The sequence below is a fragment of the Candidatus Falkowbacteria bacterium genome (assembly GCA_018674305.1).
Lineage (GTDB): Bacteria > Patescibacteriota > Patescibacteriia > UBA11705 > JABHMO01 > JABMRF01.
On sequence record JABHAL010000010.1, the window covers coordinates 89,702 to 102,760 of the forward strand.

Sequence of the window (13,059 nt, forward strand, 5' to 3'; positions counted from 1 at the left end):
ACGGAAAACACAAGAAAACACAGAAAGCATAAAAAAACACGAAAACACAGAAAGCACAGAAACCCTCTACAATAAAGGTTTCGTGATTTCGTGATTTCGTGATTTCGTGATTTCGTGATTTTGTGGTTTAGTGATTTCGTGATTTTGTGTTTTCGTGAAACTTATGATCATCTTTTCTGAGAATCTAATTAAAACTCTTGAATATTCCATAATTCTTTGCCAAAAAGAGCAAGGTCCACTAGTTACGCCCTCGCATTTACTAAAAGCCCTAGAAAAAACTAAAGGGGGTTTAGCATTTGGAATACTTAGTCAAATTAAGCCTATAAACCAAGAAGCTTATACTTTTACAAAAAAAGACAACAAACAACTACCAGAGTTTAACAATGATACAAACATCGTACTAAAGAAGGCTGCCAGTATTGCATTTGAATATGGTCATCATTATATTGGGACAGAACATGTTTTAGCAGCATTGCTAGAACTCCCTGTCAATAAAATTGCAAAATACAAATTGCCAGCTGATAGAATAAAAAAACATTTAGAAACAGTGCTAAACAGTAGTTCCCATATTCCGGATTTTTCAAAAATATTTAAATCCAACCATTCCGACATTGGAGCAATACAAAATGAAGCTGATAGTCAGTCAACTCTTCAGCGTTTTACTATTGATCTCACTGCGCCAAAAAACCACAAGGACCTAAACCCAATCATTGGGCGCCAACCAGAAATTCAGCGCTTAATTCAAGTTCTTAGTCGAAAAGATAAAAATAACCCCGTTATACTAGGCGATGCTGGAGTTGGAAAAACAGCTCTAGTTGAGGGCCTAGCCAGAAAAATATTTGAAAAACAAGTTCCACCGTGTCTCTATAATAAACAAATTCTAAGCCTAGATTTGGGATTGTTAGTAGCCGGCACAATGTATCGTGGAGAATTTGAGAACCGACTTAAACTGGTAATGCAACATGTGGAAGATAATTTAAATATAATCTTGTTCATTGACGAATTGCATAACATTATTGGAGCAGGTTCAGCACAAGGCTCAATGGATGCTGCAAATTTACTCAAACCGCTATTATCACGAGGACGATTGCGTTGTATTGGAGCAACCACCTCGGAAGAATACAAAAAACACATTGAATCTGATCCGGCCCTGGAACGAAGATTTCAAGCTGTAAATTTATCAGAACCATTACCTGAAGAAACATTAGAAATACTACAAGGAGTAAAAAATAATTATCAAAATTTCCACGGCGTTAGTTTCACTAATGACGCAATTGAAGCTGCTGTAGAATTAAGTGTTCGCTATATTCAAGATAAATTTCTACCAGATAAGGCTATAGATTTAATTGATGAATCAGCAGCAAAAGTAAAAATTCAAAATCAAGGCAAAGATAAACTTTTACAACAAGAGATTGAATTAGAAAATGAACTCAAAAAAATTTATAAAGAAAAAGAAAAGGCCTTAATTTCAGAAAATTTTAATCAGGCTCTAAAAATCAAGAAACAAGAGGAAGCAGTCCAACAAAAACTGAAAAAAATTCAACAAGCCAGACAAACAAAGCTGGGACAAAAAAATCTAAAAGTCACCAGAAAAGACATTCTTGATCTAGTATCACAAAAAACAAATATTCCAATCAATGAACTAAACAGCTCTGAATTCAAGCGCCTGAATTTAATCACTAAAAAAATAAAGAAAACTATAATTGGTCAAACTCAACAAATCGACCAAATCATGAAAACTATAATCCACGCAAAACTTGGGTTCACTGATGAGAATAAACCACTTGCGTCAATCTTACTTCTTGGCCCTAGCGGAGTTGGCAAAACCTACTTCGCGCAAGAACTAGCAAAAGCTTTATTTAAAAAATCAGAGGCTTTCATTCAACTGGACATGTCAGAATTCAATGAAAAATTTCAAGCCACAAAACTAATTGGATCACCTGCCGGCTATATAGGCTTTCGTGAAGGCAACAAGTTCACAGATTTAGTCAAAAAAAATCCTCACAGTTTAATTTTACTCGATGAAATTGAAAAAGCTCACCCAGATGTACTTGATCTATTATTACAAATCCTTGATCATGGTCATTTAACTGACAGCACTGGAAAAAAAGTAAACTTCAAAAACACTATTATTGTCATGACTTCCAATGCCCTAAGTGATAAATTACAAAAAGGCACTATTGGATTCCATTCAACTATTCACGCAGGACAACAAGATCATGCTGAATTAATTAGTGAATTAAAAAAGAAATTCAAACCGGAATTAATAAATCGATTAAATCAAGTTGTCATTTTTAACTCTTTATCTGAAAAAGATTTACAAAAAGTGACTAAATTAGAATTACAAAAGCTACAACAAAGATTAAGTAAAAATAGTTTTGACATAGAATTTAATTCACCAGTTATAAATTTAATTGGTCGAATTTCACACCAGCAAAACAGCGGTGCTCGAGGTGTACAGGCTACTATTAAAACTGAGATTGAACATCTCCTTCTGGACAAAATCATCTCTAAACAAAAAAATAAATTTAAAGTTACAAAAGAAAGAAATAAAATTGTGATCCAATAAAATGCCTGACGAAAAAACTTCAGACAACAACCAAAGTCAGCCGGAGGTAACGGAAAAAGAAACTGAAATTACTTCAAACCCAACACCAAGCTCTTCAGCTAGTAAATCTGACACCAAAGACCCAAAACCCGGCGAGAAAAAGGGTAAGTTTAAGTTTGAAATAGAAGATAGGGTTGAAGAATCTGGAGACAAAGGGCCAACTGTTGATGAAAGTATCGAGGAAGATACTGAAACAAAGGAACAAGGCACTTCGACAGAAGAACCAACACCTGATCAATCATCATTTGAAGATGAAGATTTTTTACAAGCTGCCAAATCTAGTATTGGAAACGATAAAATGGGAACAGAACCAAAGAAAGCTTCTAAACCCAAGAAAGACTCTGACGACAAAGAAGTAGAAGGTGAAATAGTTGACGAAGAGGCAGTCCTTGAATTGGGTCCGGATGCTGGTAAAAATGCTGGTTCTAGCGAAGCGCCAGGGGCACCCTCTGTAAAAGGCTCCAGTGTAGGACCAGCACCAAAAACTGCAACTCAACAATCACCAGTACCTTCCCCGCAAGAAGAAGGTAAAGAGGGAGAAGAACAAGAAAAGGAGGAGGAAAAAGACGAAGAGAAAGACGAAGAACAAGAAAAGGAAGAAGAAAAAGACGAAGAGAAAAACGAAGAACAAGAAAAGGAAGAAGAAAAAGACGAAGAGAAAGACGAAGAACAAGAAAAGGAAGAAGAAAAAGACGAAGAGAAAGACAAAGAAAAAAACAAAGAACAAGAAAAAAAACAGAAAGCAGAAGCAGAACGATATGCTGAACAAACTGGTGGTCAAACAACTGGCGGCGCAGAACATCAAAAGGCCCTAAAAAGACAAATGGATCGACAAAAAAGAATTGATGATCAACATAAACAAGAACAACAAGAAGAGCTTGAAGAATCCAAACAAGATAGACAACAAGAACAATCTGGAGGAGAAGGTGATCAACAAGGTGCACAACAGAGTGCTCAAGGTAGTCAACAGGGAAATGAACGAAAACCAAAGAAAAAAAAGTCCTCAATCAAAGACAAACTTGCTAAGGCTAAGAACATGCAACGAAAGCTGAATGGAATGCGTAAAAAATCAGCAAAGCAATTAGCCAAACAAGCTGGGACGGCCATGAAAAACAAGGCCAAAGCAGCCGCAAAAAATGCCGCAGCTGCGGCGAAAGCTAAAGCTCAAGAAGCTGCTCAGGATTGTGTGGATAAGTTTAACCCCCTAAAGTGGTTCAAAAACCTAAGTCCAGGTGGCTGTATTCCTAAATTTGGATTCAAAGGTGGCTGCAGCATAAGTAGTTGGTTTGCTAAAAAAACAGCAGGATTTGGGAAAATGCTACGTACAGCAATGAAAATAGCTCGCATTGCTCGGTTTTGCTGTTCTTGTTGTTTGCAAATTACCGGTCCGCTATTACCCTACCTAATTGTAGTTGCGGCTATACTCGCCGCTGGCTTAGCGCTTGCTAAAATTATCGACATTGAAACCCTCCTTAGTTTATTCACATAAAAATTAAAAAAATAAAATAAAAAAACTTATGCTTAACATTCAAAATCTACAAAATCTGAATTGGCGAAAAATAGCCATGATTGCTGGTTTTATTATCGTCTGCTTAATCATTGCGTTTGGAATATATTTAATGTTTTTTAAACCTGTAATTGTCCCAGAAGACACAACCAAAGAAGTTGATATTGGACAACTACCCTCAGCAGATGAAGGTGATCAACCAGGTGTCATTGAAGAACCAGTTCCAGGCGAAGCTGTTCTCGTAGATCCAGTAGAAGATGATGCCGTTATAAAAATTCCAGCAGAAGTAAGTTTTGAAGATCTGCCTGATCAATATGCCCAGGGAGACATAACTGCTGTCACCAACTTAACCTATGAGCCATCTTATGCCTTGACCATCGACTCTACCGGAAACAATGCAGTTGTCTACCATCCTGAATCAGGTAAGTTTTATAAAATTACACCTTCTGGCAATCAAATCCTCATGACTAACAAGATTTATAAAAATGTAGAAAACATTGCCTGGTCACCCAAGACTGAAAAAGCAATTATGGAATTTCCTGACGGGACAAACATTTTATATAATTTTGACACTGACAAACAAGTAACACTCCCAAAAAACTGGACCGGCTTTGATTTTGACAGCTCTGGGAATCAAATTGTTTACAAGGATGTTAATCCAAACGAAGACTATCGCTTCATGGGCATTGCCAACGCTGATGGTTCAGGACAAAAATATCTAGAATACATGGGTGATGAGCAAAATAATTTTATTACAGACTGGTCACCAAACAACAAAATGGTTGCGCAATATAAATCAGGAAAATCAGGTACTTCTGCTGAACTATTTTTCTTGGGTCAATACGATGAAAAATTCAAATCAATTACCGTAAATGGTTACGGACTAGAAACTGCCTGGACTCCAGATGGATCTAAATTAGTATATAGTGCTCATAATGCTTTCTCTGACCACAAGCCACTCTTGCATGTTGTCGATGCTGCTGGTGAAAAGGTTGGTTACAATCATCATAGTTTAAAACTCAATACCTGGGCCAGCAAATGTACTTTTGCCTCTAAAGATATTATGTATTGCGCTGTTCCCAAGGAATTACCCTATGGGGCTGGTTTAGTACCAAGAATTGCCGATGAGACTGCTGATTATATTTACAAAGTTGATATTAAAAACGGAGTAAAGAGTTTTGTCGCCGAACCAGAAATCGGCTACAGTTTTGATCAACTACAAGTATCAGATGATGGCTCAAAACTATACTTTACTGACAAAACTACAAAAGGATTACATGTAATCAATCTCAAGAAACCATCAGGAATAGAAATACCTGAAGGCGAAAGTTCATCATTCTAAAATAAATATAAAAAGATGAAAATTAAGTATTCAATTTTACTTCTAATTGTGTTGGTGTTTATTAGTCTACCTTTCACCCCCAGCACTGCAAAAACTAGCGGGACTCCGGGAACCACCTTTCCCAATACATGCGCATCCATCATGGCCGACGTCCCACTAGGTGACGCAACTTTTGATACAAGCGAAGGTGGTAGCTCTTATGTTACCGCTGGCTGGTATAAAACCGATATTGCTTCCTGGCAAAGCGCCAATTTATCCAGTATTACATTTGCTGGTAAAACTACTGATGTTATTTTCGAACCAATTCAAGTCAACAATGCTGCAAAACTTGCCTGGGCACTTTTTGGTAATGCAGTATCCCTCTGTCCTGAAGTTGCACAAGGTCTTTATCAAATACATATATATGATAATTTTGCTTGTAGAATGATCACGCCCTCAGCTGTTAATGGAGCAAAAATACTAAGCCAACACGCCAGTGGTTATGCCATAGACATTAATGTAAACGAAAATAAATATGTATCAGGGCCGTGCAAGCCAGAAAATTGCAATTATTCGCCATGTATTTTACAAGCCGCAAAAACTGCTGGAATTAGTTGGGGAGGCGGAACAATGGACCCTCAACTTTATCCTGGCACTTGTGACGGTCATCATTTTGAATACAAAGCTGGAGGGTCTAATATCATTGATACTGCCATAAACTTTTGCCAACTACCTGCGGCAGTTGCTGCTCTGTATCCGGGATCCCCAGTTCAAACAGGAGCTGGAGCCGTTCCTGTAGTACCAATGTTTCAACCCCCAGCGCCCCCACCTCCTCCATCACCAACTGAAGTCAAAGTGCCTGTCATTAACGTTAAAATCCCTGGTTTAACTGATTGGTCAAATCAAACAATTCAACCAGGAGAAGCATTTGCCAGCACGTGGATTGCTGATTATCTAATAGCAATTTATAAATATGGAATTATTATTGGTTCAATCCTTGCTATTTTAATGCTTATGAGTGGTGGCATATTATATATAACCTCCGCTGGATTTCCTGCCAATCTCCAAAAAGCAAAATCTATAATGTTTGGAGCAGTTGGTGGATTGGTAATCTTGATGTTCACTAACATAATCCTAACTACTGTTAGTCCAAACTTGACTACTATGCAAGGACTAGTTACAGAAACTGTCCCCGGATTAAACAATCTCGAAGCTTCTATGGCATTAAATGGTTCAAACAATTTTGGCTCATTTGAAGGTATGTCACTACCCACTGGAGGCGCTTTCCGTTCAATATTATTCGGAAAAGAAGTCTGTGGAAACAAAGATGGTTTGGACCTACCCACTTATGAACAAAGAGTCAAAAAACTAATGCCGATCGTCGATGCTTGGAAACAAATTGGTTTTGACCAAGGTGGTGCTATATATGTAAGGGGCTATGATGCAAATTGCAGCACAGACTATGAAGTTAGACAGGAAGACTACCAACTTAATGCCATAGCAAATATTTTTGCAGCATATCCTTCTGCATTTAATGCACAAGACAGGGCAAATAAATGTTTTCCTGTTGTACTAGAATTATCAAAAAATAAAAAAAGTTATTCCTCTGATGCCAAAAAACTTAGAGAATCACATAATTTAGCTTCAAAATCTTGTCTACCATATATAAACAGTATCTACCAAAAAACAATCCTAGCTGGAGCAAATAAAGCTGGTATGATTTGTGGTGATTGTATTGGTTTTTATAGTTTACTATTTAGAAAATGTTTTGATAGAAAAAATAATAACAAGATGAACACACAACTTGGAGCTGGGAGAGGATGTCCAGATCCAGATAAATCAATATTAAGTAAATATGTTTATCGATTCAAAACACACGAGACAGACGTAAACACCAAAATAGATGAAATGCTGGCAAATCTAAGATTTGGTGACGTATTACATTGGTCCACTGGAGAAAAATATGGAAGCTACAAAAGTGGGCACTATTTCCTGTATACTGGTGGGGTTGGTCTAGCGTATGAAATCTTGGAAATGGGTTCTGGTGGTCGCGCCGACCTTGTAAATAAATCAGGTGGTGGTAAAAAAGCTGTTGCTAATATTGGCATGCCAAATTTAGGATGGTCTGGAGTTAGAGCTATTAGTGATGCTAGGGATTTCCTAATAAGATCTTATGGAGGACACCGAGAAAGGAAAGCATGTGCATGGAGACCTCTTGATGATAGTCATTACGATTAATAATCTATGCCTAAATCATCCACAATCTTAACCTGTACCAACTACGACGACCAATATCCAAAAAGGAAAAACTGTATATAAATATCTTAAATAAAATGAAAACACAAAATAGCAAAAAATCCCCGCTACACGGGGCAAAAATCATACTTCTACTTCTATTTGTCACTGTCTCCATGTGTCTGCCCTTTTCAGGTTCCGCCGAAGAAACAACCAGTAAAGCAACCCAGCCTGTAATAAATATTCCTATTCCAACCCTTCCTAGTCTGACTGAAGTTCAAGTTGCCCCAGGCCAAGCTTTCTCTGCACCCTGGATTGCTGAATATTTAGTTGGAGTTTACAAGTATGCAATCATGCTGGGTGCAATTATTGCTGTTTTGGTCATGATGGCAGGTGGTCTCATGTATGTAACCTCCGCCGCCAATGCCAACAATATTAAAAAAGCCCAAAGTATGATAGGTGGAGCTGTGTTTGGTCTAGTTGTTTTGATCATGAGTTATATGGTTTTGGGGGTAATAAATCCAAATCTTAATGAGCAAAAAGCTTTAGTAATGGAGACTGTGGAAGAAGTACTTTTGGATAATGTATTACTTGAGGCTGAAACCTCCTCTGCTGATCAACAATATGCTTTGGCCGTAGGTGCAGGAAAACCGGACAGTGGTATTTTACCAGGAACTTTCGGTGAAGGATATTTGGGATTTGAAGGTTATGCTTATGGTCCCGATAAAGACGCAGAGTGTATAAGTGATTATTTTTTTAATGGCATTTTGACTTATGGAACAAAGGCCTCTAAATATTCAACCAAAATTACCGCATTTGGACTAGATAAGTTTTCTGAACTATCCACCCCAGAACTGGAAGTTCTTCCTCAAAAATTTATAAAGAGAAGAAAAGGAAACGCAAAAAAAGACAGAAAACCATTGACCAAAGAAGAACACAGAGCATACAAATTGAAAAAAATTACAGATGCCTCTAAAACCGGAGGATTTAAATTTTATAGTCATAAAAAATCAATTCCAGGATACGCAAATTTCACTATGGCCTTGATGATGAGTCCTGACCCTGAAGTCAAAGGCTATTTACAATATATGTGGGATTACGCTGCTGGTAAAGTACCAAATTTACAAGGAGAATTTGGGCCAGACGGAATTGCCTCCTCTAACTTATCAAGCCAAGGAGCTGGGTTTAAAAGAAAAGGCCCAAAAGGAGTGAGACAAGCGTCCCCCGTCTGGGACCCCCATACTTTGGGTTTAGCAACTGACTTTATGACCGAAAGTAATAACATGAATAAATCAACTAAATGCGGATATAAAAGTAAAGGAAAATGGAAATCTTGCGCAGGCGGTGCATCAAAAAAAGTCTGTGCTACCTACAAAGACACACTTGATAAAATGAAATCTGGGTATTATGGTGACTTTTTCAAAAACGACCCTTATCAGATGTATGACAGAATGGATACACGGTTGGACTTATGCTTAAATGGGTCTTCTCCAGTTTGGTCATTTCCAAATGGATGGGTAGATATTGCCATGGAAAATGATTTTTGGCCAGCAATCTGGGGGTGGGGAAACCCCTATAGATCTGACGCAATGCACCATGAGTTTTATGGTCCTTGCTTCAGTCTTAAAGTTAAAAAATTAAAACCTGATGTTTACGGTCCATAATGAACAAAACTAAAACAATCTTCACCTGTACAAAATGCGATGCTCAGTCCCCTAAATGGTCCGGGCGATGTTTGAGTTGTGGGGCCTGGGGTACGGTTGAAGAGGCAATAGGTCAAAGTGAAAAGGTAAAAGTAAGAAAAGTAATCGCCTTTGATGACAAAAAACTAGTAGACTTTAATCAGATATCTTCAGAGAATTTTCAACGGACAAAACTTGGGCTTAATGAAGTCGATCAGATTTTTGGCGGTGGGATTGTTCAGGGCAGTATAACGCTCATAGGTGGCGAGCCTGGGATCGGCAAGTCGACTTTAGTACTACAAATACTAAAACAATTAGAGGGATCAGAAAAGACTCTTCTTTATATTTCAGGAGAAGAATCAGCACAACAAATTAAACTTCGAATGGATCGTTTAAAGTACACAGCCAATAGCTTAAAATTCCTATCAGAAACAAATGTGGAGCAAATTTGCGCCGCAATTCGGGATTTAAAACCAAAAATTGCTATTATTGATTCAATTCAAACAATCTATTCAAATGATGTTGAATCTGAAGCCGGAAACGTGGCTCAAATTCGCGCCTGCACAGTGAAACTTCTCGAAGTAGCAAAAACAACCAACACTCCGGTTATAATCACCGGACACGTAACCAAGGACGGCTCTGTAGCCGGCCCAAAGACGCTTGAACACCTCGTTGACGTTGTTATTTATCTTGAAGGCGATAAATTCCACGGTTATCGAATTTTACGTACTTCAAAAAACAGATTTGGCTCAACAAATGAAATTGGGGTTCTGGAAATGACAGCTGAAGGCTTAATTGAAGTAAAAGATCCAACTAAAGCGTTTCTTTCCAGTTCTAGCCAAAACATTCCTGGCTCGGTTATTAGTTGCTTTATGGAAGGAACCCGAGCATTTTTAGTTGAAGTGCAAGCTCTCGTAACTACCACAGTTTTTGGATTTCCACAAAGAAAAACCTCCGGTTATGATTTAAATAGATTACAAATGATTGCCGCGGTTTTATTTAAGCGCGCTGGGTTGAATCTGACCAATCAAGACATTCACCTCAACATAGTCGGTGGATTTAGAGTTACGGAACCGGCAATTGATTTAGCAGTAGCAATGGCTATAATATCTGCCCTGAAAAACCTTTCTATTCCAAAAAATACAATTGTAATCGGAGAGCTCGGTCTTGGCGGTGAGATTAGAACCGTCTCCAACATTGAAAAAAGGATTATGGAAGCTGAAAAACTAGGATTTGATAAAATTATCGTTCCGAATGTCCAAATTAATAAAAATTTCAAAATTCAAATTCAAAAAGCAAAAAACATTGTTGAACTTTCGAAACTAACATAATATGAAAAAATCATTTAAAATATTATTACTTGGTTTATTGGCTATTACTTTATTTCTGCCCTGTACGCCTAGCATTGCCCAACAAGCAGTAGTCGCCGAAGATCCCAGTCAAGAAGAAGATATACTTGAACCTTTGATAGAATCAGAAAATTCAGAATTAGGCGATGATTCAAACAGGTTTGAATATTTTCGAGGAGAAGTACTTTTAGCCACAGATGACGACTATCAAAATGAACATTTCCCGAGCCAATTTGTCAAAATAATGCCTTTAGAGGGAAGTTTCAAAGATCAATTACTTACATTTGAAAATAAAAAAATATATTTTGATGATGTTTACATATCCGTAAACATAGGTGAAAAAGTCGTGGTTTTATGGCAAGATTTAGCTATTCCAGAATTTCGAATCGATAGCAAATATAGGCTAAACTCCATCCTTTGGGCGGTGGGCCTATTTTTATTGGGAATAATTGCTTTAACTCGATGGCAAGGAGTTCAATCCATTATTAGTTTACTTGCGTCCTTAGCTGTCCTAGTTTTTTTCATAGTACCTGCAATTGCAGAAGGCCAAAACATAATGCTTGTTAGTCTTGTTGGCGCAATTGTAATCTTAGCTATTTCTATGTTTATTGGACATGGAATAAATCAAAGTTCAATGATCAGTTTTATAAGTGCCAGCATATCCCTTGGTTTAACAGTCGGCCTGGCATTCCTTTTTGTTAAGTATGTAAACTTAACAGGTTTTGGCAACGAAGAAGCTTTCTTGCTTCGACTTGGACCATTGTATACTTTAGATTTAAAATCATTATTTATGGCAGGTGTTATTATAGGAACAGTAGGTATACTTGATGATGTCGCCATAGTTCAAACAACCCTAACTGAGCAAATTCACAAAAACAATCCTTTATTAAACTTCAAACAACTTTATAAAAACAGCTTTAAGGTTGGAAAAGAACACATCGTATCCATGGTTAATACATTAGTAATCATCTATGCCGGTGTTGCATTACCAATTCTAATATTTTATCTTCACGACAATCCCTTTAATGTCCCGCTATGGGTTAGACTAAACGCAGATTCACTTTTAGAAGAAATTGCCAGGGCCCTGATTGGTAGTTCTGTCTTAATTATTACAGTCCCTTTAACAACCTTATTAGCAACATACATTATTATAAAACGCAAAGGAGAATCAAAAAAATCTGAATAAAAAAGCTGGATCGCGTGTTAACGAACCAGCTTATGGTCTCTTACGATGCTTCCACAGCACCCGCACTTATCCGAATTACATTTTCCTCATCTGAGTCAATAATCAACTCATCAACTGTGTAGGCAAATCCCTCGACTAGAACGTCCCTAAGCAACTCTCTGAGCTCAGCGTCATCTTCTGATAGATAAACAGCGTGCCGACGCCATACAATCAACAGAACCTGCTCAAACCGACTGCAAACATTCTTTACAGTCCGAATCAGACCAAGAACTTCTATATCATGATTAAAGGCCAAGCCAATTGCATCTAAAACATGTTTGAGAATACACTGACGGTGATACAATTCACCACGAAAACTTCTAGCCTCATCTAAATGTTCAGATCGAATATATCCTCTGCACTGGGGACAAAACCGAGACACTCCTTCCATAGCTACTCCTCTTGAGTTAACCTAATGTTAATGATTGTGCTCGCTGCCAAATATAAGTTCATTATGAAACTATCTTTGGTAGCAATCCCAATTCAAAAGACTGTGAACAAAATAATATCACAGTCTTTTTTCTGTGTCAAGTTGATATTTAAACAAATTTTTTCTCAAATTTTTCGTAAAGTGGATTTAATTCCTTCCATTCTTCTTTAAATTTACCACGTAGATAAGTTAATTCCGACTCCATAGAACGTAAAAGCTCTTTTAGCCCCTCTTTATCACCTTCCTCAATTTTTTGAAGATAACCATCCCTTAAAAACTTAGCTTCGTCAGGGGCATATTTTTTGTTAACATAATCAGTTAACTCTTGTTTAATTTTACCAAGATCAATTGTTTTTTCAGAAAAATTTTCTTGCATATATAAATTTTTATACCGGTCCCATGGTATGTACCATGGGACTGCGTTTATTTTTTTATTTCTATTTTCAACGCCTTTTTATATCCACCACGACCAAAATTTAACCATCTTTGTACCCTAGCAATGGTTGACTTACCGCATTTCAATCGTTTAGCAATCTGTGAATAATTCTTTCCATCAGATAACAACTCCGCTATCATTAAACGCCTAATTAACATAATTCTTTCTTGTCTATTTAACAAATCCTTTAGAAAATCCTTTTTTTCTTCTTTTGTTTTTAATTCAGTCAAAATATAACAAAATACATCCATAAGTCTATCTTGTGT

10 protein-coding genes are annotated in these 13,059 nt (G+C 37.2%); 7 read left to right on the plus strand and 3 right to left on the minus strand.

The features are described 5' to 3' along the window. Nucleotides 1-163: 163 nt before the first annotated feature. The 7 genes from HN643_04275 (at nucleotide 164) to HN643_04305 (ending at nucleotide 11,888) form a co-directional block, all read left to right on the plus strand. Nucleotides 164-2,569, plus strand: coding sequence for an ATP-dependent Clp protease ATP-binding subunit (locus HN643_04275; GenBank protein MBT7500858.1), 2,406 nt, complete (start codon nucleotides 164-166; stop codon nucleotides 2,567-2,569). 1 nt (nucleotide 2,570) lies between these two features. After that, nucleotides 2,571-4,097 carry a hypothetical protein gene (locus tag HN643_04280; protein MBT7500859.1) on the plus strand — a complete coding sequence of 509 codons (1,527 nt, stop codon included), beginning with the start codon at nucleotides 2,571-2,573 and terminating at the stop codon, nucleotides 4,095-4,097. Between the two features lie 28 nt (nucleotides 4,098-4,125). Further along, nucleotides 4,126-5,457 carry a hypothetical protein gene (locus tag HN643_04285; protein ID MBT7500860.1) on the plus strand — a complete coding sequence of 444 codons (1,332 nt, stop codon included), beginning with the start codon at nucleotides 4,126-4,128 and terminating at the stop codon, nucleotides 5,455-5,457. A gap of 15 nt (nucleotides 5,458-5,472) precedes the next feature. Beyond that, nucleotides 5,473-7,674, plus strand: coding sequence for a M15 family metallopeptidase (locus HN643_04290; GenBank protein ID MBT7500861.1), 2,202 nt, complete (start codon nucleotides 5,473-5,475; stop codon nucleotides 7,672-7,674). Nucleotides 7,675-7,769: 95 nt separating this feature from the next. Beyond that, on the plus strand, nucleotides 7,770-9,335 hold the full coding sequence (locus HN643_04295; protein ID MBT7500862.1) for a hypothetical protein: 1,566 nt from the start codon (nucleotides 7,770-7,772) through the stop codon (nucleotides 9,333-9,335). After that, nucleotides 9,335-10,684 carry a DNA repair protein RadA gene (radA, locus tag HN643_04300; protein ID MBT7500863.1) on the plus strand — a complete coding sequence of 450 codons (1,350 nt, stop codon included), beginning with the start codon at nucleotides 9,335-9,337 and terminating at the stop codon, nucleotides 10,682-10,684. Before HN643_04295 ends, radA begins: the two co-directional genes overlap by 1 nt. Before the next feature lies 1 nt (nucleotide 10,685). Continuing rightward, a complete protein-coding gene (locus tag HN643_04305; protein ID MBT7500864.1) occupies nucleotides 10,686-11,888 on the plus strand; it encodes a YibE/F family protein in 1,203 nt (400 codons plus the stop codon). A gap of 40 nt (nucleotides 11,889-11,928) precedes the next feature. On the opposite strand, the gene HN643_04310 is transcribed toward HN643_04305, so the two are convergent. From HN643_04310 to HN643_04320, 3 genes are all read right to left on the minus strand, one after another. Continuing rightward, nucleotides 11,929-12,318 (minus strand): hypothetical protein, encoded by a 390-nt coding sequence (locus HN643_04310; GenBank protein MBT7500865.1) that lies wholly within the window; start codon nucleotides 12,316-12,318, stop codon nucleotides 11,929-11,931. A gap of 148 nt (nucleotides 12,319-12,466) precedes the next feature. After that, nucleotides 12,467-12,733 carry a hypothetical protein gene (locus tag HN643_04315; protein MBT7500866.1) on the minus strand — a complete coding sequence of 89 codons (267 nt, stop codon included), beginning with the start codon at nucleotides 12,731-12,733 and terminating at the stop codon, nucleotides 12,467-12,469. A gap of 47 nt (nucleotides 12,734-12,780) precedes the next feature. After that, nucleotides 12,781-13,044: a helix-turn-helix domain-containing protein gene (locus tag HN643_04320; GenBank protein ID MBT7500867.1), complete on the minus strand. Its 264-nt coding sequence runs from the start codon at nucleotides 13,042-13,044 to the stop codon at nucleotides 12,781-12,783. Between the last annotated feature and the right edge of the window lie 15 nt (nucleotides 13,045-13,059).

Bases quoted from the DNA above. Each gene is read 5' to 3' on its own strand.
- HN643_04275 (MBT7500858.1), top strand. From the start codon at position 164: ATGATCATCTTTTCTGAGAATCTAATTAAAACTCTTGAATATTCCATA.
- HN643_04280 (MBT7500859.1), top strand. From the start codon at position 2,571: ATGCCTGACGAAAAAACTTCAGACAACAACCAAAGTCAGCCGGAGGTA.
- HN643_04285 (MBT7500860.1), top strand. From the start codon at position 4,126: ATGCTTAACATTCAAAATCTACAAAATCTGAATTGGCGAAAAATAGCC.
- HN643_04290 (MBT7500861.1), top strand. From the start codon at position 5,473: ATGAAAATTAAGTATTCAATTTTACTTCTAATTGTGTTGGTGTTTATT.
- HN643_04295 (MBT7500862.1), top strand. From the start codon at position 7,770: ATGAAAACACAAAATAGCAAAAAATCCCCGCTACACGGGGCAAAAATC.
- radA (MBT7500863.1), top strand. From the start codon at position 9,335: ATGAACAAAACTAAAACAATCTTCACCTGTACAAAATGCGATGCTCAG.
- HN643_04305 (MBT7500864.1), top strand. From the start codon at position 10,686: ATGAAAAAATCATTTAAAATATTATTACTTGGTTTATTGGCTATTACT.
- HN643_04310 (MBT7500865.1), bottom strand. From the start codon at position 12,318: ATGGAAGGAGTGTCTCGGTTTTGTCCCCAGTGCAGAGGATATATTCGA.
- HN643_04315 (MBT7500866.1), bottom strand. From the start codon at position 12,733: ATGCAAGAAAATTTTTCTGAAAAAACAATTGATCTTGGTAAAATTAAA.
- HN643_04320 (MBT7500867.1), bottom strand. From the start codon at position 13,044: ATGGATGTATTTTGTTATATTTTGACTGAATTAAAAACAAAAGAAGAA.